The 25,125-nt window shown below is 40.7% G+C and carries 19 protein-coding genes; 12 read left to right on the top strand and 7 right to left on the bottom strand.

All coding sequences use genetic code 11. From position 1 onward, the window contains the following. Positions 1 to 6: 6 nt before the first annotated feature. The 7 genes from WAE59_RS11805 (at position 7) to WAE59_RS11775 (ending at position 8,231) form a co-directional block, all read left to right on the top strand. On the top strand, positions 7 to 1,494 hold the full coding sequence (locus tag WAE59_RS11805) for a RagB/SusD family nutrient uptake outer membrane protein (protein WP_337856163.1): 1,488 nt from the start codon (positions 7 to 9) through the stop codon (positions 1,492 to 1,494). A gap of 13 nt (positions 1,495 to 1,507) precedes the next feature. After that, on the top strand, positions 1,508 to 2,362 hold the full coding sequence (locus WAE59_RS11800; RefSeq protein WP_337856162.1) for a DUF4843 domain-containing protein: 855 nt from the start codon (positions 1,508 to 1,510) through the stop codon (positions 2,360 to 2,362). An 11-nt stretch (positions 2,363 to 2,373) separates the two neighbouring features. After that, a complete protein-coding gene (locus WAE59_RS11795) occupies positions 2,374 to 3,807 on the top strand; it encodes a PKD-like family lipoprotein (protein ID WP_337856161.1) in 1,434 nt (477 codons plus the stop codon). Between the two features lie 11 nt (positions 3,808 to 3,818). Beyond that, positions 3,819 to 4,955: a TlpA disulfide reductase family protein gene (locus tag WAE59_RS11790; protein ID WP_337856160.1), complete on the top strand. Its 1,137-nt coding sequence runs from the start codon at positions 3,819 to 3,821 to the stop codon at positions 4,953 to 4,955. Beyond that, positions 4,955 to 6,817, top strand: a complete 1,863-nt coding sequence (locus WAE59_RS11785) for a protein-disulfide reductase DsbD domain-containing protein (RefSeq protein ID WP_337856159.1) — start codon at positions 4,955 to 4,957, stop codon at positions 6,815 to 6,817. Before WAE59_RS11790 ends, WAE59_RS11785 begins: the two co-directional genes overlap by 1 nt. Positions 6,818 to 7,076: 259 nt before the next feature. Then, a complete protein-coding gene (locus WAE59_RS11780) occupies positions 7,077 to 7,388 on the top strand; it encodes a hypothetical protein (RefSeq protein ID WP_337856158.1) in 312 nt (103 codons plus the stop codon). Between the two features lie 132 nt (positions 7,389 to 7,520). After that, positions 7,521 to 8,231 carry a hypothetical protein gene (locus WAE59_RS11775; RefSeq protein ID WP_337856157.1) on the top strand — a complete coding sequence of 237 codons (711 nt, stop codon included), beginning with the start codon at positions 7,521 to 7,523 and terminating at the stop codon, positions 8,229 to 8,231. 38 nt (positions 8,232 to 8,269) lie between these two features. On the opposite strand, the gene guaB is transcribed toward WAE59_RS11775, so the two are convergent. From guaB to WAE59_RS11760, 3 genes are all read right to left on the bottom strand, one after another. Continuing rightward, positions 8,270 to 9,739, bottom strand: a complete 1,470-nt coding sequence (guaB, locus tag WAE59_RS11770) for an IMP dehydrogenase (protein ID WP_337856156.1) — start codon at positions 9,737 to 9,739, stop codon at positions 8,270 to 8,272. Positions 9,740 to 9,882: 143 nt separating this feature from the next. Then, positions 9,883 to 10,170: a SelT/SelW/SelH family protein gene (locus tag WAE59_RS11765; RefSeq protein WP_337856155.1), complete on the bottom strand. Its 288-nt coding sequence runs from the start codon at positions 10,168 to 10,170 to the stop codon at positions 9,883 to 9,885. Positions 10,171 to 10,193: 23 nt separating this feature from the next. Next, positions 10,194 to 11,699: a glycoside hydrolase family 43 protein gene (locus WAE59_RS11760; protein ID WP_337856154.1), complete on the bottom strand. Its 1,506-nt coding sequence runs from the start codon at positions 11,697 to 11,699 to the stop codon at positions 10,194 to 10,196. 156 nt (positions 11,700 to 11,855) lie between these two features. On the opposite strand from WAE59_RS11760, the gene WAE59_RS11755 reads away from it, so the two are divergent. Together WAE59_RS11755 and WAE59_RS11750 are read left to right on the top strand one after the other, a co-directional pair. Next, positions 11,856 to 13,820 (top strand): transglutaminase, encoded by a 1,965-nt coding sequence (locus tag WAE59_RS11755; RefSeq protein WP_337856153.1) that lies wholly within the window; start codon positions 11,856 to 11,858, stop codon positions 13,818 to 13,820. Between the two features lies 1 nt (position 13,821). Next, complete coding sequence (locus tag WAE59_RS11750) at positions 13,822 to 15,717, top strand: DUF3857 domain-containing protein (RefSeq protein ID WP_337856152.1); 1,896 nt, start codon at positions 13,822 to 13,824, stop codon at positions 15,715 to 15,717. A gap of 16 nt (positions 15,718 to 15,733) precedes the next feature. On the opposite strand, the gene WAE59_RS11745 is transcribed toward WAE59_RS11750, so the two are convergent. Then, the gene (locus WAE59_RS11745; protein WP_337856151.1) at positions 15,734 to 17,008 is read right to left on the bottom strand and encodes a M16 family metallopeptidase; all 1,275 of its coding nucleotides are present in this window, start codon (positions 17,006 to 17,008) and stop codon (positions 15,734 to 15,736) included. Then, positions 17,001 to 18,245, bottom strand: a complete 1,245-nt coding sequence (locus tag WAE59_RS11740; protein ID WP_337856150.1) for a M16 family metallopeptidase — start codon at positions 18,243 to 18,245, stop codon at positions 17,001 to 17,003. The genes WAE59_RS11745 and WAE59_RS11740 overlap by 8 nt, the downstream gene beginning before the upstream one ends. Positions 18,246 to 18,368: 123 nt before the next feature. Between WAE59_RS11740 and WAE59_RS11735 the strand changes: the two genes are divergently transcribed. Then, on the top strand, positions 18,369 to 19,493 hold the full coding sequence (locus WAE59_RS11735) for a CofH family radical SAM protein (protein ID WP_337856149.1): 1,125 nt from the start codon (positions 18,369 to 18,371) through the stop codon (positions 19,491 to 19,493). 65 nt (positions 19,494 to 19,558) lie between these two features. On the opposite strand, the gene WAE59_RS11730 is transcribed toward WAE59_RS11735, so the two are convergent. Next, positions 19,559 to 20,419: a ferritin-like domain-containing protein gene (locus WAE59_RS11730; protein WP_337856148.1), complete on the bottom strand. Its 861-nt coding sequence runs from the start codon at positions 20,417 to 20,419 to the stop codon at positions 19,559 to 19,561. An 18-nt stretch (positions 20,420 to 20,437) separates the two neighbouring features. Next, positions 20,438 to 21,166: a ferritin-like domain-containing protein gene (locus WAE59_RS11725; protein WP_337856147.1), complete on the bottom strand. Its 729-nt coding sequence runs from the start codon at positions 21,164 to 21,166 to the stop codon at positions 20,438 to 20,440. Between the two features lie 227 nt (positions 21,167 to 21,393). Between WAE59_RS11725 and WAE59_RS11720 the strand changes: the two genes are divergently transcribed. Both WAE59_RS11720 and WAE59_RS11715 read left to right on the top strand, forming a co-directional pair. Beyond that, positions 21,394 to 22,179, top strand: a complete 786-nt coding sequence (locus WAE59_RS11720) for a LytR/AlgR family response regulator transcription factor (RefSeq protein ID WP_337856146.1) — start codon at positions 21,394 to 21,396, stop codon at positions 22,177 to 22,179. After that, positions 22,160 to 25,099, top strand: a complete 2,940-nt coding sequence (locus tag WAE59_RS11715) for a ligand-binding sensor domain-containing protein (protein WP_337856145.1) — start codon at positions 22,160 to 22,162, stop codon at positions 25,097 to 25,099. Before WAE59_RS11720 ends, WAE59_RS11715 begins: the two co-directional genes overlap by 20 nt. Positions 25,100 to 25,125 lie beyond the last annotated feature (26 nt).

Below are 25,125 nucleotides of genomic sequence, written 5' to 3'. Positions count from 1 at the left end.
ATTGAAATGAAAATAAAATTATTATACATCGTAGCCTGCATGTTTGCTTTTACTTCATGCAAGAATTTTTTGGATGTTCAGCCAGAGGCTGATGTAACTAAAGAACAACTATTCTCTACGGAAGAAGGGTTCAAAGAGGCGTTAAATGGAGCTTATACTTACTGTAGCAGTTTGGATTTATATGGTGGCAATTTGACGTTTAGCAACCTAGACATCATCGCTCAGAACTATGAGTTTACAGATGTCAACTCCATGAACATCGCTGCTTTTAAATATTCCGATCCTCAATGGATCAGCAAAGCAGATCAGATCTGGATCAATGCCTATAAAGCAATTGGCAACTGTAATGCCATCCTAGAAGCTGTAGACGCTAAGAAAACAGTATTTCAGGGAAAAAATTACGAGATCGTGAAGGGAGAAGCACTGACTTTACGCGCTTATTTACATTTCGATATTCTAAGGATGTATGCGCCGTCATTTAAAAGCAACCCAGCAGCAATGGCTATTCCTTTTGTGACAAAGGTATCTAATACTCCTACACCATTTTCAAATGTAACAGAAGTGCTGAACAAGATTATTGCCGATCTGACCGAAGCGAAATCACTGCTTAAAGTTTCAGATCCAATATTGGCAACCGATTACATTGTTGGCTTCGCTGATAAAACATATGCTGCTAATGTTGCACAAAACAAAAGATCTACTGAAACGAGCAACCCGTCGCTCTTTCTTCAGAACAGAAGACACCGTATGAATTATTTTACTACTTGCGGAGAATTAGCCAGAGTATATTTATACAAAGGGGATGCTGCGAATAGCCTAAGTAATGCAAAGGAAGTCATCGATTCTAAAAAGTTTCCCTGGGCGGAAAGTGCAGATGTTTTCAATTCTAATAAGGAACAGAGAGACAAAATGTTTTATACAGAGATAATCAGTGGTTGGTTTGGGTCACAGGCTGTTCGGGATCACGTAAATAATAGATTTTCTGATCAAAATGCAGCGTTCTCACCTACTACACTTCAAAAAGAGCTGATTTATGAATTGGCAAATCAAGGGCAGAATGACTGGAGATTTCTTGCCTGGTTCGTTGATGATGTTGCTACAAAGAAGTCTAGATTACAAAAATATACCTGGAACAGCAGCCCGCAGCGTAATATGCACCCGGTAGTCGCACCTGCTATTCGGCTTTCAGAAATGTATTACATCGCAGCTGAAGCCAGCTTTGATACCGACCCTATTAAAGGAACAGCGTACTTAGACAGTGTCCGCACGCATCGTGGACTTGGCACACCAATTCCAAAAACGATACTAAAACAAGATTTCATCAAGAAGTTAACAGAAGATGCGAGAAAAGAATTCTATGGCGAGAGTCAGATATTTTTCATGCACAAACGTCTAAACAGAGAGATCATAAATGTAAATGGAATGATCTATCCCGCATCTGACAGAATTTTCGTCTTCCCGATGCCCCTAGATGAAATTGGTTACAGAAATTAAAGTTAACAGGATTATGAAAAAGAATTTAAACTACATATTGTTTCTTTGCCTGGCACTATTAGCCTGCAAGAAAAATGAAATACCGCGGTATGAAACTGAAAAAGACAACATCCGGTTTAACTATTTAAACAGTGATGGAGGACTCGATAGTACGCTGATCACATTTTCTTTCGCGGATAAACCAGGCTTAGCTAGCGATACTGTTTGGATACCAGTAAGCGTAGCAGGTAAAAGAGTTTCGCAAGATAGAAAATTTAGTATTTCTATTGTGGATAGTTCCACTACCGCCAAAGTCGATTTACATTACGAAGCACTAAAACCATACTATGTATTGCCATCCGACTCAGGTAAAACCAGAGTACCACTAATATTGAAAAACATTGACCCTGCGCTAGCAAACTCTTCTGTCATCATAGGCCTGAGGGTAAATGGTGGCGAAGACTTCGGCGCCTCCCTTCCTGTGAACACCAGATCTAAGAGATTTATGTTTTCCAATAGGCTCGAAGAACCGTCCTGGTGGTCTAAATGGTTGGGTAACCTTGGTCCATATAGTAGAACAGCTCACAAGTTATACCTTATTTCCGGAGGAGGAGCATTAGCGGACCTTAGTCAACCTAATGCTTACATGGAAATTCCCCGGACATTATACTACTTGGAAAATGCCAAAAACTTTACAAGAAATCCATTTGCCTGGCTGGAAAGAAATGCCGATAAGGGATATGTGTTGACTAAAAGATCAGACGGGACAGAGGATTACGATTTTTATCACAAAGATTCTCCTACGATAAAGACCTATGTCAAGTTCTTTCCACAAGTAAACGGCTATTTCTTTATTAATGAGAATGGCAATCAAATTATCATGAATTAAGCACATCTATCATGAAACAGAAATTTTTATACTTACTGGCTTTTGCAGCCATTTTATATACTTCCTGCAAAAAGGACTTGGGTAATTATACCTATTCACCTCCTTCCGAACCGATAATTAAAGGTATTGAAGATCAAAACATTTCTGCACTGATCGGAGATTCATTGATCATCAAGCCAGATGTTAGCCTGGCAGGCGCAGACCCAATGAAAGACCTGAATTTCGAATGGCGCATAACCATCCTTGAAGAACTAAGGGAACTGAGCTACACTGGGTATCCTTTTAAAATGCTTTTCAATCTTGGAACGGGCGAACGTGCGGCAACTTTAACAGTTACAGACAAACGGAATGGATTGATTTATAAATACAAATTTAAAGTAACAGGCATCTCGCAATTTTCAGTGGGAACTGTCATTTTGAGCAATGATGGTGGAAATGCAAAACTATCTTTCGTAAAACCTGATAACACAATACTCGCCAATCTATACGAAAACCTTCAATCGCGAATATTACCAAAAAACCCAACTCAACTTTACTACTCTAAGCCACTTCCTTATCAGTTGCTTAGCAAAGAAGAATACTGGGTACTTTGTAATGATCCACAAACTGGTAGCGTGATTGTAAACCCAAGTACCTTTTTGTATAAGGACAATTTTAAATCACAATTCTTTCTGCCCCCAACCACCATCATTCCAGGAAAACTAGAAACTTTCCAGGGCACTATCTCTCAAGGAGTAGTAAACGGAAAATTGTATATTGGCGTGCAATCAACAGCACCCTTTGCCCCGGACTATGGAAAATATGCTAACGAACAAGCTGGTGATTACCTATTATCTCCATTCGTGACGCATGCTGGCCCATTCCATTTTGGTTACGACACAAAGTCTAAAGCCTTTGTGGGATTTGATGGAGGGGGTAACTATTTCGGAAAAACTTACGATATCTTAGGGACAGGAACACCGGCATTTGATCCCAAAAACGTTGGCCTTTCAAATCTGATCTACATGAAGACAAGTATCTCTGGTACAACATATGCCTTCTTTAGGGAAGCAGATGGCGTCACTACAGAAATTAGTCTTGATAACCAGTTTGCCGCTAATCCAAAAGGGATCAGACCAATCCATAAGCGAGTTTTTGCTGGTTCCTCATCAGTTCAAGCTGATTCAAAATGGGTTAGAAACAGCATAAACGTATTCTTCTTTTCATCGAATGATAAAATAACGCGTTACAATCCGATCACTCAAAGTTTGGAGCCATTAGAGGCCAACTTTGGTGGTAAAAAAATAACCATGATTAAAATCAGTGCAGATGACAACAGACTTTATGTTGGCGTAGAAGGGGCTTTACATACACTTGATATTTCTGTAGGTAAAAACGGAAATATTTTAAGCACAATTAATGGTGTACCAGGTGCTCCTGTTGATTTCTTAACCAGAACAAATTAAACATCCTATACATGAAACTTAAATTATTCATCCTTGCAGCCTTCGCCCCTATGGCGCTGGCTGCACAAACTCCCAATTTTACCATCACTGGTAAAATTGGGAATTATAATAAGCCAGCTAAGATCTATCTGGATTATGGGTCAGATGGAAACGGCAAATCAGATTCCTGTGAACTGGTTAATGGTACTTTCAAGTTTACCGGCTCCATCACCAACATTGCTTCCGGCCGCATGACGCTCTCGCGTGAGGGCATCCGTGATAAGGAAATTTATGGTGCAGGTGGTATAGGTGACGTGATTTATCCGAGTTTCGGAAAAGAAAACATCCACATCACTTCTGCAGATTCATTGTATAATGCGAAATGGACAGGTTCTAAAGCATATGACGAATCCATTGCCTTCATTAAGGCTGTAGGTCCGCCGGTGATGACGATCCATCATAATGCAAACATAGCATTGAACCGTGCTACCCCTGAACAAAAAAAGGATACCCTGTTTTTCAAGGCATTGGATAAAAAGGTAAATGAGATGCAGGCATCCAGAAGAACTAAGATCCTGGAATTTGCTGCTAAAAATCCAGATTCCTACTTTGCTATGCACAGTTTGGCAGAAGCGAACTACAAAACTAAACCAGAAGTGATTTTGGCCGTATTTAATAAGATGAGCGAAAAACTCCGTCTTTCTTACGACGGGCAAAGCCTTTATAAGATGCTGAACGCTGATAAGGTAACCGCGATGGGTGCTGCCGCGCCAAACTTCACACAAAAAGACCCAAATGGTAAGGCTATATCATTGTCGGATTATAAAGGTAAGTATGTACTCGTAGAATTTTGGGCAAGCTGGTGTGCCCCTTGTCGGGCGGAAAGTCCTAATCTGTTGAAACAATACGCAGCATTTAAAGATAAAGGGTTCGAAATTCTCGGAGTTTCCGTAGACAGTGATAAAGCCAAATGGCTGGATGCGATCAAGAAAGACGGACTAACCTGGACACAGGTCTCTGATCTAAAAGGATGGGAAAGTGAAGCGCGTAAAGTATACGGGATCTCAGGAGTTCCCGCGAACTTTCTAATTAGTCCGGAAGGAAAGATCATCGGTTCGCACCTGATGGGCGAAGCCCTGAATAAAAAGCTTGCTGAATTAATGAACTAATGAAAAAGATAATCATCATCCTGTCACTCCTGATCAGTAGTCAGGTTTTCGCGAAAGAAAAGATTTCGCTGAAGGTTTTGTATGTAGGCTACAATCCAGAAAAACCCATGCCAGCAGATGTGGTCTATTACAGTACCTCGGCTAAAGTGGTTGCCAAAATGTACCAAACAAGAATGGCAGATTTCAAAGCTTTTTTAGAAGCCCGCTTCCAGGAGGTTAAGGTGATGGATGTGCGCGATTACCTTGCTGAAATGTCTAACGAAGTGGATGTGACGATTATGGACGCCGGGCCAGTTAAATTACCTGCCGATTTCAGTCGGCCAATGATTTTGATGCATGCCATGGCACCAAACGTGGGCTTACCCAAGGGGTTGAAATTCGATTGGTACTGCCAGTGCCTGGACGACGATGCTTTGAACATAAGAACCACGCACGCAATCTTCAACACCCCTAATAAAGTCAAATTGACATTGGTAAACAAGCCAACACCCAGCTCATTCTTTAATGGGCACCAAGGCGCGAAAACGCCTAAAAGCATGCCTATGTGGTCTGTAGTAAAGGCCGAATTACCTGCCGGGGAAAAGTATCTGATCGGTATGGTTTCTCATGGCGAGGGTTTTGATGATTCTCCAGATGCAGAAATAATCTCTGGAGGTGTTTGCCTGAAAAATGCGGAAGCTGTAGCATTAGGCCGTCAGGGAAATTATTTCATGTGGGGCTTTTCCGGATCTCCTGATTATATGACTAATGAAGCTAAAGATGTTTTCATCAACACTGTTTGCTATATTAAGAAATACGATCACATGCCTGCCATAGTCAAAAAAGTACAGATTGAAACCCGCTCGGGCATCGATGAACAGATCTACAGGATTGATCGTCGCTTATATGACAAAGCCATTGTGTCACGCAAGGAAGGAAATGAAAGACTCTTGAGGGCGCAAAAAGAACTCAGAGATAAAAAAGATGCAGGAGAAGATATCGGAAAAGGAAATGAAATGTTCCTTAAAATGCCCGTTACGAATGCAATGGAAAGCTTTGAAGATTATTTAAAAAATCAGGCCGGGGAAAAACTTTTTGCAAAATTTGGCACAAATACCAAATTGTACCATCAGTATTTTCGGGACAACTATGAATACTTCTATCCTGCAGGGACGTATTCTTTGCAAGTAGATGATGATGCTGCGAGGTTGAAAAAATCCAACCGAAAACCGGAAATATTGGCACAATGTATCCTGATGCTAGAAAGAAAACAGGATGAACTTGTTGCGCAACGTTTACTTACCCGTTATACTACTGAAAATTTCAGCACCGCAGCTGAGTGGAGAAACTGGTTCGATACGAATAAAGACCATCTGTTCTTTACTGAAGCTGGTGGTTTTAAATTCATGGTCAATACATTTGGCAAATCTGTCCAGCAAGACAAAACCGCTGCAGTACAAAGCGTAGAAAAAAATTCGGGCACAAACAATGAACCGACCATGGATGATCCAGTTGCAGTATCAGCAAAACTGGTCTACGGAGACAGCAAAAATACGGCTCAGCTGTTCATTAACGCTAAAATTTTAAAAGGATGGCACACTTATGCGATGGTGCCACAAGATAGCCCATTCATCATTACGAAAGTGATATTTGAGTTGCCAGAGGGGGCAAGGTTGATTGATGATTGGGAAGCTTCAGCAGCGCTCCCATTTGCCGGAAATGAGGGTGTTTTTGTATTTGAAGAAAAAGCATCCTTCTCTATCAATGTAAATATGGAAAAGGTAAAGCCAGGCACTATAATTAAATGCGGCCTCTCCTATCAGACCTGTGATGAAAACAAATGTTTTCCACCAACTGAGAAAATGATTGAATTACCTATTTGATTAAACAAGCGCTCCTAATGACAGAAGCCGTCTCCTATTGGAAGACGGCTTTCCTTTTATCTATGAACACCTTTCTTCGATGCGTTGCCGACACGCTCAGCAAAGTGTGGAAATATTCCACAGCAAAAACACTCGAACAAAAACACAATGTATTGGTAATCAAATATATGCCAAAAGCACTCTGCTATGGCACTATTATGAAGTATAGACTAATCAGAATTAATATGAATTATTAACTGAAACAATTAAAATATCTATTATGAAAAAGATCATCTTATCAGCAGCATTTTTAGCAGTAGCAGGATTAACGACAGTAAAAGCAAGCGACATCAAAACCCCGATTATAGTTGCTGTACAACAAGATAGTACTACCAAAACTCCGGTTGAGTTGAAAGATCTTCCAGAACCGGTTCAAAAAACATTGCAATCTGAGCCTGTAAAAGCGTGGACACCAACTGAAGCATTTTTGGTGACCAACGCAGACAAAACCTCTTATTACCTGATCAACGTTAAAAAAGAGCAGGAAACTGGATCTCTTAAAGTTGACAAAGACGGTAAAATCGTTGAATAATCAATTTAAACAAGAATAGCTAATGCCAACAAGAGCCGGAGGATTCCGGCTCTTGTTGTTTAGGTTATATTGCCATCATAATTTCCAGCATCAATTCGATTGAAATAAATGCTGGCATTTACCGTTAATAGCATGATGAAGATAAAAATGATCTTGTTACTCCTGGTCGCCGGTGCCACTAGTCAAGCGCAGAGTTTCAAATATCCTACACTCATTCAGCAAGGTAAGACCATCAAATCTTTAGCCCCCACACAATGGAAAGCTGTAGATTCCGTATATGGTGACCTTAACAATGACCAGGTAGAAGATTTGGCTGTAATTTTCGAATTTTATGCAGCAGTTAAGGAAAACCGGGCCTATGGTGACAATACTACAGAACTCATTACCGAAATACAGCGACCAAGGATTTTAGCGATTTATTTTAAATCGGGTAAGAGCTACCGCCTGGCCACTCAAAATAACCATTTCATTTTACGTTCTGAGGAAGGAGGATCAATGGGTGATCCTTTGCGGCCGATGAGCATTAGAGACAATAAGCTAAATATCGGATTTGAAGGTGGCGGTAATTGGCGCTGGAAACTGAATTATTCATTCAGGTATCAGGGTAGCGACTGGTTACTCACCAATGCAAATAACTATGCCTACCATACCGCCTCAGGGGAAATGAATGATAAGCAGTACGATTTTGTCAAAGGCACAAGAAAAATGATAAGTGGTAAAACGGGATCGGGCGACACAGATCAAATCGCCTCGGAACGAGCCTTTCCCCTAAAAAAAATGAGGAGTTTGTCTAACTTTAAAAAACCCTGGACCTGGGAAATTGGTCCTGATGAGTACTTATAAAAATGGCTTCCCGATTTGGGAAGCCATTTCCATATATATTAACGTGAATAATTCGGTGCTTCTTTAGTGATGGAGATGTCATGCGGATGACTTTCCCTCATACCTGCTGCAGTAATGCGGACAAATTTCGCTTTTTGAAGCTGATCGATTGTAGAGGCACCGCAGTAGTGCATGCCTGCTCTCAATCCACCCACGTATTGATAAATCACTTCTGCCAGCGTGCCTTTGTAAGGTACACGGCCTACAATACCTTCAGGTACCAATTTGGTTACCACATCAGTTTCATCCTGGAAATAGCGGTCTTTTGATCCCTGCGCCATTGCTTCAACTGAACCCATACCACGGTAAGATTTGAACTTACGCCCTTCGTAAATGATGGTCTCACCTGGAGATTCTTCAACTCCGGCAAATAAAGAGCCTGCCATGATTGCACTTGCACCTGCGGCAATGGCTTTCACAATATCACCCGTTTGTTTGATACCACCATCGGCGATCACAGGAATTCCTGTTCCGATCAGCGCCTGTGCACATTCAAATACGGCGTACAATTGAGGAACCCCTACTCCCGCTATGATTCTGGTTGTACAAATAGAACCCGGACCAATGCCAACCTTTACAGCATCTGCGCCTGCAGCTGCCAAAGCTCTGGCTGCGTCGGCAGTCGCAATATTACCTGCGATCACCTGCAACTCTGGCCAGCGTTGTTTTATAGCGATAACCATATCAATTACCCCTTTTGAGTGTCCATGTGCAGTATCTACAGTAACGACATCTACACCGGCCTTAACAAGCGCCTCCACCCTGTCGATATTGTCGGCTGCTACACCAACAGCGGCTCCTACGCGCAACCGGCCTTGCTCGTCTTTACAAGCTTTGGGGTAGTTCTTGAATTTCTGAATATCCTTGAATGTGATCAGACCAGCCAAATGACCATCTTTGTCGACGACCGGTAGTTTTTCTATTTTATAATCCTGAAGGATCTCCTCTGCCTGCAGCAATGTGGTTCCCTCGGCTGCAGTGATCAGGTTTTCTCTGGTCATTACTTCCGAAACTCTGCGTTGCATATCTTTCTGGAAACGGAGATCCCTGTTGGTAATGATACCGACCAGTTTATTATCTGCATCGATTACCGGAATACCACCAATCCTGAACTCTCTCATGATTTGGAAAGCCTCTGCTACTTTTGCATCTTCACTCAAGGTAACCGGATCCTGAATCATTCCGCTTTCTGAGCGTTTTACTTTTCTTACTTCTGCGGCCTGGCGCTCAATGGTCATGTTTTTGTGCAAGATACCGATACCTCCAGCCTGGGCAATGGCAATAGCCAATCCGGCTTCGGTTACCGTATCCATTGCAGCGGAAACGATAGGTACATTGATGCGTATTTTTTTGGTGAGGAAGCTCCCTGTATCCACGTCACGTGGCAGAACTTCGGAATAAGCAGGTACTAATAAGACGTCGTCATAAGTTAGTCCTTCGGCAATAAATTTATTGGGATCAAGTTGCATAGCAAATAAGTTTACGAGTTACTATTTGCCGGGCAAAGATACGATTATTGTTCATATTACGCAATAGTGTTGCTGATTTACGCCATCAATAGCAAAAGATTACACTCAGATTAATAACGCTTCGAAGGACGTTAAACGTAGCCTCAGTTCCGGTCTGAATGTCCCAAATTCTTTTCAGGACTCACTACATCCCTAACCAACTGTTTGAGTTCCTTTACTTCAGGAAAACGTCCTTCAGCTTTCCGATCGAAAACGACAAGATCATCTATGCTGACAATATAAGCTCCCCCTGTTTCACTCGGAATGAGCAGTACTCCGTAAATTTCATCTGTAAAAGTACTGAGTAGTTCCTGTGCCATATAAGCTGCACGAAGCATCCAGCCACATTTTGGGCAATATTCGATGCTGATTCTGGGTTTTGATACTGACATAAATACTGTGTTGGCTCGGATATTTACTTTGTGTAGCTCAGTTCGAAGAAGGAGAAGAGCGCAGCCTGATTGGCCGTACCGTTGAAATTTAATCCAACACGGGGACTTCTATCCCAGGGTGGAAGGAAATCAATGCTCGGAGTTTTCTCTACTGGCAGTTCCTGCCACTTCATATCAGCCTGTTTCCAATAAGCTCTAATGCTTAAATCCGGCTTTACAGACAGTTTCAGTTCAACAGCCAAATCTGTGGCAAGGTCAGAACTGGACAACACCGAACGCCTGTTTTCTCTCACGATCCAAAATTCAACTTTGTTACCGATCGCAGCGATCCCAATTGCAGCATTGGCATCACCATAAACAACCAATCCTTTTTGAGCACTATTCTGATTCAGTACCTCAGTACTCATTTCATAATTGATTGCCTGAGGGCGTACAGTATATGCTATTCCGCTTGGATTGCGTGCATTGACCGTACCTGATAAATGCAGTTCTCCTTTCTGCTGATAGGCATTAGGTGTCGAGTTTCTGAAATCCCATTGCCAATAATTACCCAATACCTTACCGGAAAAATCATCCTTGATGTTTAAATTTTTCGTGTTATTACCGGATAGTTCTTTAAAAACCGGCCAGCCATTCTTTTGTGGCCAACTGAGTTCAGCCAACATTCCCTGCCTCCCCGTATACACTGTGCTTATTTTATGATAAGCATGATACAAATAATAGCATTTGCCATTTGGAGCAGTTACAAATGTGCCATGACCAGAACATTTCCAGTCGGAATTCTCCTGCAACACAGGATTGTTTTCATAGTTTTCATAAGGCCCCTGAAGACTTTTGGATCTTGCAATCCTTACGTTGTAATCACATTTACTTCCGCAACAGGCACCGGCAGAATAGAAGAGGTAATAGTAATCATCTTTTTTAAGTATGCTTTGTCCCTCGAGACCAATGCCTTTATCGTCTTTCAACATCGTAAACAGGTCGCCCTCCAACTTCCTACCATCAGCGGAAAGTTTGCTTCCAAGGATTTCAATTGGCCTTCCGTCCAGACCATATGCTTTGAAAGTAATGTAAAGTTGCCCATTATCGTTGAACACAAAAGCATCAATTGCTTCTTTTCCGTGTTCTATAATGATGCCATGATCTTCAAAATCTCTGTCTGGATATTTTGAAGTTGCCACACCGATGTAGGAAACGTTATCTTTCCTCCTTCTTGCCGTGTAATAAATGAAATATGTGCCGTTGTGGTAATAATATTCAGGCGCCCAGAAAGAACCGGAAGTCCAATCAGGTGCTTTGTCGAACACGTATCCAGTTTGCTGCCAGTCTTTAAGATTACTTGATTTAAAGATTGGAAAATGTGGTGCCCACTCTGACGAGGTACCAATTGCATAGTACTGGTTGCCGACTCTGATCACAGACGGGTCTGCAAAATCGCCTGGAATCACAGGCTTAATTTGTGCATTCAGACGAGAACTGGCATAAAACATTGTAAGGGCAACTAACAGATATTTAGAAAGAGCTTTCATAAGTTAAGGTTCTATTGATACAGTAATGCCGCAATATATAAAAAGCCTTGGTTTTAAATTTTATCCTGAAGATTTATTAAATAAATAATTGTGTGACTGACGCTTTCTTTTTGTTTGCAGATATATTATTATTGTAAAAATTTAATTACTCGCTCAATGACTAAATCTACAGCGCTCCTCTTCTGCCTGCTCGTGTTGGGCAGCTATGCTTCTTACGCTCAAAAAACTGAAGCAAAACCCAAAGTGTTTAAATATGGAAAAGTTGATCCAAAGGAATTCGACACAAAGGTATCCGGACCTGATTCCGCAGCCTCGGCCATTGCCCTGTTTGACATTGGAAAGGGATATTTTGAGTATGGAAATAAAGGCATGGCCTTCGTATTTGAATGCCATACACGTTTTAAAATCATTAACAAAAATGGATATGACCGTGCCAATTTCGAACTACAGCTATATCAGCACAACGGTGTAGGAACAACACTAATGTCTATGGACGGGGCAACTTATAACATGGAAAACGGACAAATGGTAATCAGCAAGATCGGTAAAGATGCGAAGTTTTCCGAAAAGCAAGATAGGTACTATACGCTTAAAAAATTCACCCTGCCCAATGTAAAAGAAGGAAGCATTATAGAATATAAATATAAAATAAAATCAGACTATATATTTCAACTCAGGCCCTGGTTTTTTCAGCGCGACATTCCTACAGTGTTCTCAGAGTATAGCCTAAGCATCCCGGAATTCTATCGATATCGTTCGAGTCCAGGAGGCTTTGTCAATATTCATCCCTATAACGAAGCGGTAAATGGCGGTACTTTTTACCATTATTACGCCAGTAATGTGCCTGGACTGAAGAATGAAAACTTCGTGACTACTATGGACGATTACAAAAGCAAGATATCTTTCGAACTTAGTTCCATTACGGTTCCTGGACAAGTTTATCAGGACTTCAGTTCTTCATGGCCAAAAGCTGTAAAAAGCCTGAAAGAAGAAACTAATTTTGGACAGTTCATAGCAAAAACAAGTTATCACAAAACGGTAGTAAGCGGAATTACAAAGGGAATTGAAAATCCGGATACCACATTGCTTTTGATTTTCAACCATGTTAAGAATAACATCAAATGGAATAAAGAGATGAGCTACTACACCTCGGAAACCAATCCGAAATCTATTTTTGAGAAAAAAACCGGAAGTTCAGCTGACATTAATCTTTGTCTTCTGGGGCTACTTAAAGAAGCAAAGATAGAGGCTTATCCCGTATTGCTCAGCACTAGAAGTAATGGCTCCCACCCTGGATTTCCAGTACTCACCGCGTTTGACAACGTAGTCGTTTTAGCTAAAATCGGAGAAAGAAATATTCTTCTTGATGCCACCGACAAAAACCACAGGCCCGGACTGATTGCTTATGAAAACCTCAATCATCAAGGTCTCATGATCGACTTTGCTTTGGAAAATGCCCAATGGATAGGTATGGATGATGACAGCAACATCAGCAGAAAAAACTATACCTATTCCCTGAAATTAGATGAAGAAAATAAATTAACCGGCAACGGCTTTATTGCAAGTACTGGTTATGAAGCACTCAAGCGCCGGGCAGAATATCTATCTGCCACCAATGAAGCAGATTTCCTTAAAAGCTATAAAAGTGATAAGCCAGGCCTGAACATACTTAAATATGCCATTAATAACTTAAATAGTCCGGAAGAAAATCTGGTTGAATCCTTGGAACTTTCCATAGAAGACAACGTAGAGGAAGCAGGAAACTTGGCATATTTTACCCCATTACTTTTTGAACGAACTAAAGAAAACCCCTTTAGACTGGAAGAACGCAAATTCCCTGTTGATTTTGCTTATCCACAGGAAGAAAATTACCGGATTACTGTAGAATTCCCCAAAGGCTATGTGATTGACAAAATGCCAAAAAATGAAAAAATAATCCTACCGGGTGAACGGGCTTCCTTTACTTTCCTTTCTGCCGTTGAGGGAAACAGGCTGATGTTAAACAGTAAGATTGCGATTAAAACATCTGTATTCAGTTCCGAAGAATACCATGAACTAAAAGAATTGTTTATGAATGTAGTGAGAAAGCAAGCAGAACAAATCGTATTTAAAAAGAGCTGACATGAGATTTTTTTTGATGTTGTTAAGCATATTGATGCTGGGACAACTGTTAAAGGCACAGGGCAACTACGATGTTGCTAAAATTCCTTCAGAACTGAGCAAAAATGCTTCAGTAGTGGTTAGAAATGAAGAAATGACCTATGAGCTAAAGAACCCAGGAACTGCGGTGTATACACACAAAATGGCCATTACCATTTTAACTAAAAACGGGGAGGAGGCTTCTGAAATGCATGAATTCTACGATCCATTTTCTAGTATCTCCAACCTGAGGGCAACATTGTATGATGCCAGGGGCATAAAGGTTAAAGATTATAAAAGCAGTGACTTTAAAGACCGGAGCGCAGTATCCGATGGTTCTATGTATGAAGACAGCCGAGTGAAGTTTATGTATTTCATCCACCCAGACTTCCCCTATACCATTGAATACAGTTATACGGTAGATTTTAAAGGGATACGCTCCTATCCAACCTGGTATCCCGCCAACACCTGGGGTTATGCAGTAGAAAAATCCAGCTATACGTTTAAGATACCCGAGAGCATGACGTTTAAATACCTGAAAAGCAATTTATTGAAAACGGACTCCCTCAAATTAAAAGACAAAACGGAATACAAATGGGCTTGTGAAAATGTGCAGGCACTGGAATACGAACAAATGAGTATGGGATTAAACAATGTTGTGCCCTGGGTGTACATCGCCCCTAACCAATTTGAATTTGACAATTCAAAAGCCAATATTGAAAATTGGAATAATATGGGGGCATGGCTCTATACCTTGAGCAACGGACTCCAGGTACTTCCAGAATCTGCAAAACTAAAAATTCAGGAGCTCGTTAAAGATGCCAAGAACCCGCAGGAAAAAATCAGGATATTGTATAAATATCTGCAGAACAATACGAGATATGTGGGTGTACAGCTGGGCATTGGCGGGTATAAACCGATTGCTGCAGAGAAAGTGGCTGCGGTAAACTACGGAGACTGCAAAGCATTATCCAATTACATGAAGGCCATGCTTCAGGAAGCTGGCATTAAATCGCATCTTGTTGTCATCGGCAATGATATGCCTTCCCTAAATCCATCTTATGCCAGTATGAATCAGGCGAACCATATGATCTTATGTGTGCCCCTTGGTAAAGATACAACCTGGCTGGAGTGCACTAGTCCTTACACACCTCCGGGTTTTATTGGCAATGGTAACTCAGACAAAACAGTGCTTTTAATCACAGATGAAGGCGGTAAGTTGGCACATACTCCCACATATACACCAGCGGACAATACGCAGAAAAGATTAACCAAGGTTGAACTGGATGCCAATGGATCGGCTAATATTCAAATAGAGACAAATTATGCGTATGCTCAATATGAAGACAATCTGGGTATGTTGCTTATGGAACCTGTAGATCAGCGCAAACGAATCATAAATTCATTGGGAATCCCCAACATGAAACTCAATACATTAAACTATAAGCAACCAGATCAAAATATCGCCTTATTGAATGAAAAACTGAACCTGACCTGCTCTGAGTTATTGACTAAGGGTGGGGACAAGTTATTCCTGACACTCAATTTGCTCAACCGTCAAGGAGGAACGGTAATTCCAATAGAAAGCAGGAAAACTTATTTTGCTGTTGACTACAGTTACAGCGATGAAGATGAAATTATCTATACCGTCCCTGCAGGCTACAAGGTCGAGTTTGTACCGAAGGATATCGTGATCGATTCTGAATTTGGAAAATATACTGCTAAAGCTGTTGTTAAGGACAATAAAATAATATATACCAGAACCAAAAGCATGACTAACAAAAAATATCCTCCAGAAAAATACAACGAGTATGTTGCTTTTTCCAAGAAGATATTTCAGGCTGACAAACAAAAAAGCATCCTGACCAAAGCAGAATAGCTTTAGTCAGGATATTTTATTTTTTTCCGACAACGACTTTGCTGAACTGCGCTGTATCCAAATATGTGTTGGCCAATATTTTTAATTCAGCAGCAGTGATGTTTTTTACAGTTTTAATGTAATTATCATAGTAGCTGTAGTCCAATCCTGAGAAATAAACATTCTTAAACTTATCTGCATGAGAAAAAGCATTTTCTAAGCTACCTAACATAGAACCTAACATATAACTGCGCACCAAGCTCAATTCCTCTTCTTCTACCAGTTCTGTTTTCAGGAGCGTGATTTCTTTTTCAATCTCGGCAAGGGCACTTCCGCAAACCTCTGCTCCCACTTCAGTAGCGATAAAGAAGTAACCTGCATCCTTCAAAGAAACAACCGCCGAACCGATACCATAGGTATACCCTTTATCTTCCCTAATGTTAGCCATAAGTCTGGAACCAAAGTAGCCCCCAAGCAAACAATTCAACACCTGAAAGCCAGGGAAGTCTGCATGATGCCGGGTAATTGCCAGAGTCCCCATCCGGATAGCAGATTGGAGGGCATCCGGACGTTCAATTACAATCTCCCCTTTAGTGGGATTGCTGAAAGTAAATTCATTAATACTAGCAGCATCCTGGTTATTCCAGGGTCTACCGATGATTTCGTTTAGGATATTAAATTCCGTTGCTTCAAACTTTCCTGCAACAATAATTGTACAATTTTCAGGTTTATAAGCGGCCCTGTAATAATCGAGTAAATCGTCTCTTCGAAGCGCGTCGTAGTCGGCAGCTTCAATGTTTGAACCATAAGTGGTATCGCCAAACAGCGCATTTGCAAAATGTTTTCGGGACAGAAAATCATTTTTCTGCAGGTTTACCTGCAGCGACTGCTTCTGGTTTTGTACGAAGATGGCCAACTCCTGATCGGGAAAAACACTTTCGTTAAGAATAGCATATAAAATTGGTAATACTGAAGACAGGTGCTTATTGAGTGTGTAAAGCTTTACGGTAAGTTGATCTGCACCATATTCAGTCTGCAAAAAAGCACCATAGTAATCTACCTGATCGGCAATAGCTTTAGCGCTTAGCTTTTCAGTGCCATTATTGACCAGGTGACTTACCCCGATTGCCTGCACTGGTTTCGCAGGATCCCAATTGACGTTTTGAAAAATAAACTCTATACGGACCAACTCCTGAGTACCAGCATTAATGGTAAACACTGGGATGCCATTATCCAATTGTTGTTTGAGCGGTTCAATAAATCTGATCTCATCCACCTGTTTAGATTCAGGTGCTAGTGTACGGTTAAGCATCTTGGGAAGTTAAATAATATAAAGTGGAACACTGTTCTTTAATGAATGTAGCCTTGGCGGCCTGCAAAATTCTCTGAGATGTAATTGCCAGATATTTGTCTATTTCGGTGTTGAGATCGGCAGCGTCACCAAGCAACTCATAATAGGCTAGATTCATGGCTTTATCGAGCAAGCTCATCTCGGCAAACACCATTATAGACTCTGACTTATTTTTCACTTTTGTGAGCTCCTCAGCGGTAACCTCTTCGTTGCACAATTGCTCTAACTCTTTCCATACTGCAGTCTCAGCAGAGGCAACACTCACTCCCTGCACCAGTTTACCTTCAATGATAAACAAACCTTCATCTATGCTGCTCGTGATATAAGCGTGAATGTCGCTAAAAAGCTGTTGTTCCTTAAGCAGACTATTATAGAGACGTGAGGACTGTCCCTGTGATAGCACATCAGCTATCAAATCATAGGTCTGATATTCTGGATGCTTTCTATCCGGCATTTTAAAAGCCATATAAAGTGCATTTAAGGGCACTTCAGCATATACAGTTTCTGATCGGGCCTCAATCTGCAATGGTTCTTCAGGTAAATCACGTTCGTATTTCTCACCAGCCGGGATTGGGCCAAACCATTTTTCGGTGAGGGCCTTTACTTCCTCTGTTTTCACCTGTCCGCCCACAACCATGATTGCATTTTGAGGATTATAATGTTTATGAAAAAATGCTTTTACATCTTCCATTTTTGCATTTTCTATCTGTTGTAGATCTTGCCCGATTGTTGCCCATTGGTATGGATGTACTTTATAAGCCAGCGGCCGCAATTTTAACCATACATCTCCATAGGGCTGATTAAGATAACGTTGCTTAAACTCTTCACATACTACGTTGCGCTGAGTCTCCAGACTTTTTTCCGAAAAGGCAAGGCTAAGCATACGGTCACTCTCCAGCCAAAAAGCTGTTTCGAGGTTAACTGCAGGAAGAGTAATGTAATAATTGGTGATATCGTTGCTGGTGAAAGCATTATTTTCACCCCCCACTCTTTGCAGAGGCTCATCATAACTTGGAATATTGACAGAGCCTCCAAACATAAGGTGTTCAAATAGATGCGCAAAACCGGTCTTATCCTGTTCCTCATCACGGGCCCCCACATCATATAGGATATTTAACACCGCCATAGGTGTAGTGTCATCTTCATGTACCAAAACACGAAGTCCATTCGCTAATGTAAAACGATTAAAATCTACCATAAATTTTATTAATAGCGCCAAATATAGGAATTATGGCAAGTCGGTTTGTGATAATTATGTCTTTTTAAAGTCCTCCTGCAATGGATCATTGCTCCTTATGTCAATTTTATCTAAGTTTGCGCTATGAATACGACGGATCTATTGCAAAGGGCTTTACAATTCGATTTCCTGACTAAGGAAGAGGGTGTTTTTCTGTACAACAATGCCGCTACTTCAGAACTGGCTTTTGTAGCAAATGAACTGAGGAAAAAGCAGGTACCGAGTGGAAAAGTGACCTGGCAGATCGACCGTAACGTAAACACTACTAATGTATGTATCGCAAATTGTAAATTCTGTAATTTCTTCCGCAGACCAGGACATGATGAAAGTTACATTACAGACATCGAAACCTACAAGGTAAAGATTGAAGAAACATTTAGACTGGGCGGTGACCAATTGCTGTTACAAGGCGGACATCACCCGGATCTCGGATTGGAATTTTATGCAAATCTTTTCAAGCAGCTCAAAGAACTATATCCAGATTTAAAGCTGCATGCTTTAGGCCCACCTGAAATCGCGCATGTGGCCAAACTGGAAGGCATTTCTCATACAGAAGTATTAAAAACACTAAAGGCTGCAGGTATGGATTCCTTGCCTGGTGCAGGTGCAGAAATACTTAATGACCGAGTACGCAGGCTAATCTCTAAAGGAAAATGTGGAGGCCAGGAATGGCTGGATGTCATGCGCGCTGCCCATCAGCTGGACATCACTACTTCTGCAACCATGATGTTTGGTCATGTTGAAACTATCGAAGAGCGTTTTGAACATCTGGTTTGGATCAGGGAAGTTCAAAGTGAAAAACCGGCAAATGCTAAGGGCTTTCTGGCTTTCATCCCCTGGCCTTTCCAGGATGATGGCACACTTTTGAAAAGATTAAGAGGGATCAGCAATAATGTCTCTGGTGATGAGTACATCAGAATGCTGGCGCTGAGCAGAATCATGCTGCCAAATGTGATCAATATACAGGCTTCATGGCTCACTGTAGGGAAAAATGTAGCAGAACTTTGTCTGCATGCCGGAGCAAATGATTTTGGTTCAATCATGATCGAAGAAAATGTAGTTTCTGCTGCAGGAGCTCCGCATCGCTTCACCGCAAAAGGTATTCAGGAGGCGATCAGGGAGGCTGGTTTCGAGCCGCAGTTACGTGGACAACAGTACAATTATCGAGACTTGCCGGAACATTTAGAAGAACAAGTGATCAATTACTAACATTTCGTATAAAAGAAAAAGGGGCATATCGCCCCCTTCCCATCTTAAACTTAAACAAACTGTTTTTATAATTTGAAACCGGTTCTGAGGAATTGGTTAGCAATCGGTACAACTTCATCTTTTGTTAATGCTTCATCAAACGATTCTACAGCTACTGCTTTAGATACACCCGTAGCGATGCCGGTAATGGTCACATTTGCTTGTACGTCAGTATTCTCACGTACATAAACTGCATCTACCTGGGATATACCGGTGTCATTAGAAACACCACCTGTTCCCAGACTGATCCATGGTTTTAAAGCAGAAGCTCCTGTTACAGATGCTGCCACCATCTGACGAATATGAGCAGCATGACGTGCTTCAACAGAATGGATCTGCAAAGCTGTAGTCAAAACATCCAAGCCTTTCAGTTTCGTAGCCTGACCTTTATAAGCCCTTACTCCGGTATCTTCGAATGCGAGTGCTACTTTCAGGAAAGTCTGATAATTTTCATAAACATTACCAAAAACACCTCCGGCTGTGAAATCAGTCATTGCATAAGTGATCTCAGCTCTCGCTGAGGCACCTAAAGCACCTTTAAGCAAATCTACGTGTGCTTTTTCATGATTACGGATGGTAGTGATCGCAGCTCGCGAAGCAGTTGTCGGGAAAATCAAAAGAGGGGCTGCCTCCAGTGCGTGGTTATAGTAGTGATACTCCAAATATTCCAATGAAAGCGCAAAGTTCAAAACCTCAGTAACTGCAGTTGGCAGGGTTTGTCCATATGCTTTTTGAAATACAGATCCCAAAGCCAATGGCATAGCAGCCAATGATATTTTTTTACCCATATTGAAGAAATCCTTCATGGCTGCACGTCTCGGGTTCAATCTTTCATAGACCTCACCATCAACTTTTTCTATTTCGTCTAATATATTTACAATATTCATGTTTTCTAGGTTTAGGGATTACAGATTGACTACGTTTACTTTTGTTTTAATATATTTACTGGCTGCAGTAAGTACTTTATCAGGAGTCAATGCCCCATCCAATCCACCTGCATTGTTAGATCCCAATCCGGCCAGATCGTTTAAGTCAGAGAAACTTCCAGGTGAGATCATATCCCTTACGTAAGCTGCGTGACGGGCCTCTACAGATACAATCTGCCCGGCAACTACAATATACGCATCTGTCGTCAGGCGTTTCCCTGCTCCATTATAAGCAGCAACACCAAGATCCTCAAAAGTTTTCGCTGCTCCGAGAACACCAGCACGTGTGGTAAAATTGATACTTGAAAAATCAACTTCCAAACTTCCTATTGCGGCTGTACTTAATGCTTTTTTGAAAAATTCTCTATGTGCAATTTCATGAAACTGAATATCCTGAAAATATGCTTTTTCAGATGCGCTAAAATCCGAAGGTGGATTCGAGGCAACCTGAATATAAAATGCTGCTTCAAGTTGCTCCAGGGCATATGCATAATTCAACACACCGAAATCGTTCTTAAAATCCAGTGTGACACCATCCATAGTTGGAATCGTTGGCCTGTCTTTTCTACAGCCAGCAGCTACTAGTGCAACACCTGCTGCACCAGCTCCCGCATACTGAAGGAATGAACGGCGTTGTAGAGGTGCAGTGAAGATGCTGCCTTTGTCCTGCAGTCCTTCTTGCTTTTCTTGTTCTTGTAAGTTTTTCATAGGTTTTTTAATTAAATTAAGCATTTGCGAAACCTGCTTTCACAAATTCCGAAGGTTTAAATTTTTTCAAGAGTTAAGGATCATTGGCAGAATGATGTGAACCTTGTTTTCACCCTTTACATGATGACGTACGAAAGAAAAAAATATATGGTTTTCGCCTTTCGGAAATTATATTCGCCTATCATTCATTTTTTTAATTAAATTCACCATAATAAAAAAACACCGCTGTGCTAAATGCTATTATTGTAGATGATGAAGAATTTGCCCGCTCTTCGCTGTATTTCTTATTACAGGAGAATTGCGAAAATATCCAGATTTCGGGGATAGCCAAGTCTGTGGCAGAGGCGCGCAATCTACTGTTAGCAAATAAGATAGATTTGATTTTTCTAGACATAGCAATGCCTGGTGAGAATGGTTTTGAACTCATTCCTCAAATACAGGAAAGTAAGGCTCACGTGATCTTCACTACTGCTTATGATCAATATGCGCTTAAAGCCATAAAGGCAAATGCGCTGGATTATTTGTTGAAACCTATTGATATTGATGAATTGAAAGCAGCGGTTGACAAAGCTTTCCGGCACATTGAGCTTAGTAAAACCAGCACAAGTAAAAATGAGAATCTGCAGAATTTAAGTGCCAACCTTTCCGATCGATCAGAAATCAGAAAAATTAGCTTACCAAATGGTCAAGGATACAGCCTGGTTAGTATTGACGACATTATACATATTGAAGCAGACAGTAACTATTCAGTTTTCTATCTGAATAACCGTGATAAAATCACTGTATCCAAAGTTTTAAAAGAATACGAAGAAATCCTTCCCGCAAACCAGTTTGTAAGGATTCATAAATCCAGCATTGTAAACCTAAACTACTTGAAAGAGTACAACTCCAGAAACGGTCTGGAAGTGATGCTTAAAAATGGAGCTAAAATTGCGGTTTCCCGAAGACGTGCAAGTGATTTTGTGGATAAGGTTAAACTGTATACGAGTTTTGATGGTGATAAATCCTATTAAAAAGCCCCTCCTCCTGCTGTTCTTCTTTTTTACGGCATTTACCGCCCAGGCGCAACGCAGCTACCTGCAGCACTTTAGCACAAAAGACGGGCTTCCAAGTAACAATTGCTTTTATACGTTACAGGATTCGAAGGGCTATATTTGGGTCGCATCTGACGCTGGAGTTAGCAGGTTCGATGGTAAACTATTCGAAAATTTCTCCGTAGATGATGGTTTGCCAGATAATCAGATCCTCCAGCTTAAAGAAGACAACAAAGGCAGAATCTGGTTTCTGACACTTAACGGTCAACTCAGTTATTTTTATAATGGTAAAATCTACAACGACACCAATAACAATCTCCTTAAACTACTTAAATTCAATGCAGTAGTAGTTTCATTTTTTCAGGATTCAAAGGGCAGGATTTGGCTGGGAACAAATAAAAATATATTGGTCATGTGGGATGGAAAATCCATTATGAAGTATATTTCCGCCAACGACGATCGACAGTTTATCAATACTTTCATCCATGAGGATAAACAAGGAAGAATATGGGCATATAGCAATCGGTGTGTAAGGCTTTTAAATGGGAATAAGTTCGAACAAGTCGCTCATGGTACGTTACCCATTTCTTATAAAACTGCCCTAAATAGCTACGACAGAACAATGGCCTATCTCGATAAAACCGGATTGGTTATCAGGAAAGGTGCTATTGAAAGCAGAGCTTATGCTATAGATACCTCTATCTTAAACGACAATCCTGGGTATTTTCATTTGGGACGTAAACAAGGCATTTGGCTAAGTACGGGTTCCGGAATTTATCATATCGACCAGGGAGGAAAACTTCAACGATATCTCGAAGGCATATCAAGCAGTCAAGTCATCCGGGATACGAAAGGAAACATGTGGTTTACGACCAATAATGGAATTTATATGCTGCCACAGAAAAATGAGCGCCTATATCAGGTTGGCGAAGCCGAAGGCCTCAGCAGTGATGTGGTAAAAAGTTTAACCAAAGACGACAAAAACAACCTCTGGCTGGGATTAAGTGAAGCAAGTATCAACAAGTTAAACCTCAACACCTTCAAAGTCGACAAGAACAACCTTCCCGACAAACGAAAATATAACACCATCAAGCAATTGAGCTTTGACAGCGCCAACCATTATATTTATTTTGCTTCAGATTATGGCTTAGGTCGTTTCAAATCCGACGAAAACCAACCGGGCATCAATTATCTGAGAGAATCCAACAACTCAATGTTTGTAATCAAAAGCTTTAGCATTGCAAAAAAGACAAGTCTTGCCATGGCTTTATCCTCAGGAGTTGTCATTTTACCTGACCGTTTGAAAAAATTTGAATTTAGCGCGCTCAATTTCAAACAGGGGCCAGATTTCTTCAACAACAGATCTTACTGTGTTTTTTATAGTCAGGACGAAAGTTTGTGGTTCTCCAATATTAATGGACTATCTCAATTGACAGATAAAATGCTCTTCAGTTATTATGAGAAAAGTCCGCTGCTCATAAGAAGGATCAACGACATTAAAGAACTGCCTAATGGAACTATCGCACTGGCGACTGACGGCTATGGGATCGTATTTATCAAGGATCAGAAAGTGATTAAAGTAGTCACCCAACGGGATGGACTCGCAGACAATATCTGCAAAAAACTCTTCATTAAGGACAATAGTGTATGGGTTGTCACCAATAATGGAATCAATAAAATTACCCTAAAAGATAAGACAGTTGAAGTAGAAACTTTTGAATACACAAATGCATTATTAAAAGATGATGTAAATGATCTCTATATTGATGCAGATTACGCCTATTTTGCCACAAGTAACGGCCTCGTTTACTTTCCTGTAAATGTGATTAGAACCACCAATGAAGCTCCAAAAGTATTGATTTCCTCAATTATTAATAACAAGGTTAAACTTGGCCTAAACGAAACACGCCATACCCTGGACCCTTCAAACAACAACATTAGTTTTTACTACAGTGCAATAGACTTTCAAAATAAAAACATTACTTACCGGTATAGACTAAAAGCCGATGCAAACTGGACCGAGACCAAAAATAGAAGACTGGAATTTTCTTCGCTGGAACCCGGCACATATATATTTGAATTAAGTGCAAAATCAAATAACAGCGTTTGGAGCAAACCAGCTACTGTAAATTTTGTGTTGGAGGAGCATTTTTGGCAAAACACCTGGTTTCTTGTTTTGATTTCCTTTGGAGTCGCAATCGCATTTTATAAATTGGCTGTTATTGTCACTAAAAACCAGAAGAATAAAGAACAGGAGCAATTGTTACTTAAGAACAAAATTCTAATGCTGGAACAGCGCGCTCTACAAGCCATGATGAACCCACATTTTGTATTTAATGTAATGAATTCCATACAGCACTACATCAATACAAAAGACCCTGCATCGGCAAATAAGATTCTTACAGGATTTGCGAGGTTGATCCGCAAAAACCTGGATATCTGTACAAGAAGTTACATTACACTCGAAGAAGAACTAGAATATCTCGAGCTCTATCTGAGCTTAGAAAAGAAAAGATTTGGAGAAAAATTCAGTTACGCTATTCATGTAAACAGCCACATTGACAAGGAAGAAACGATGATTCCGTCTATGCTACTTCAGCCCTACATAGAAAATGCAATCTGGCATGGCATTATGCCGAAAGAAGAAGGCGGTAAAATTGATATCGACATTAAGATGGCTACAGAACATCAACTACTGATTCGCATCATAGATGATGGCATCGGGATTGACAATTCATTACGTCAGAAAAAAGGACAACATATCAGTAAAGGAATGGATCTGACCAAAGAACGAATTAATTTACTCAATCAAGTTGAAGCAAATCCCATACAAATGGAGATCAGGCAAAATGGTCGTTCAGGAACATATGTGTCCATTTCTATACCATTAGTTCCTTAAAATACCGTTTACTCAAATTTTACTAC

Origin of the sequence: Pedobacter sp. GR22-6 (assembly GCF_037402555.1) — a bacterium.
Taxonomy (GTDB): Bacteria; Bacteroidota; Bacteroidia; order Sphingobacteriales; family Sphingobacteriaceae; genus Pedobacter.
The sequence above is the reverse complement of the archived record's forward strand: the minus strand, read 5'-3'. Positions and strand labels throughout refer to the sequence as shown.

What these genes read in the sequence shown, in the direction of transcription:
- WAE59_RS11805 (WP_337856163.1), top strand. Translation starts at nt 7, where the DNA reads ATGAAAATAAAATTATTATACATCGTAGCCTGCATGTTTGCTTTTACT.
- WAE59_RS11800 (WP_337856162.1), top strand. Translation starts at nt 1,508, where the DNA reads ATGAAAAAGAATTTAAACTACATATTGTTTCTTTGCCTGGCACTATTA.
- WAE59_RS11795 (WP_337856161.1), top strand. Translation starts at nt 2,374, where the DNA reads ATGAAACAGAAATTTTTATACTTACTGGCTTTTGCAGCCATTTTATAT.
- WAE59_RS11790 (WP_337856160.1), top strand. Translation starts at nt 3,819, where the DNA reads ATGAAACTTAAATTATTCATCCTTGCAGCCTTCGCCCCTATGGCGCTG.
- WAE59_RS11785 (WP_337856159.1), top strand. Translation starts at nt 4,955, where the DNA reads ATGAAAAAGATAATCATCATCCTGTCACTCCTGATCAGTAGTCAGGTT.
- WAE59_RS11780 (WP_337856158.1), top strand. Translation starts at nt 7,077, where the DNA reads ATGAAAAAGATCATCTTATCAGCAGCATTTTTAGCAGTAGCAGGATTA.
- WAE59_RS11775 (WP_337856157.1), top strand. Translation starts at nt 7,521, where the DNA reads ATGATGAAGATAAAAATGATCTTGTTACTCCTGGTCGCCGGTGCCACT.
- guaB (WP_337856156.1), bottom strand. Translation starts at nt 9,739, where the DNA reads ATGCAACTTGATCCCAATAAATTTATTGCCGAAGGACTAACTTATGAC.
- WAE59_RS11765 (WP_337856155.1), bottom strand. Translation starts at nt 10,170, where the DNA reads ATGTCAGTATCAAAACCCAGAATCAGCATCGAATATTGCCCAAAATGT.
- WAE59_RS11760 (WP_337856154.1), bottom strand. Translation starts at nt 11,699, where the DNA reads ATGAAAGCTCTTTCTAAATATCTGTTAGTTGCCCTTACAATGTTTTAT.
- WAE59_RS11755 (WP_337856153.1), top strand. Translation starts at nt 11,856, where the DNA reads ATGACTAAATCTACAGCGCTCCTCTTCTGCCTGCTCGTGTTGGGCAGC.
- WAE59_RS11750 (WP_337856152.1), top strand. Translation starts at nt 13,822, where the DNA reads ATGAGATTTTTTTTGATGTTGTTAAGCATATTGATGCTGGGACAACTG.
- WAE59_RS11745 (WP_337856151.1), bottom strand. Translation starts at nt 17,008, where the DNA reads ATGCTTAACCGTACACTAGCACCTGAATCTAAACAGGTGGATGAGATC.
- WAE59_RS11740 (WP_337856150.1), bottom strand. Translation starts at nt 18,245, where the DNA reads ATGGTAGATTTTAATCGTTTTACATTAGCGAATGGACTTCGTGTTTTG.
- WAE59_RS11735 (WP_337856149.1), top strand. Translation starts at nt 18,369, where the DNA reads ATGAATACGACGGATCTATTGCAAAGGGCTTTACAATTCGATTTCCTG.
- WAE59_RS11730 (WP_337856148.1), bottom strand. Translation starts at nt 20,419, where the DNA reads ATGAATATTGTAAATATATTAGACGAAATAGAAAAAGTTGATGGTGAG.
- WAE59_RS11725 (WP_337856147.1), bottom strand. Translation starts at nt 21,166, where the DNA reads ATGAAAAACTTACAAGAACAAGAAAAGCAAGAAGGACTGCAGGACAAA.
- WAE59_RS11715 (WP_337856145.1), top strand. Translation starts at nt 22,160, where the DNA reads ATGGTGATAAATCCTATTAAAAAGCCCCTCCTCCTGCTGTTCTTCTTT.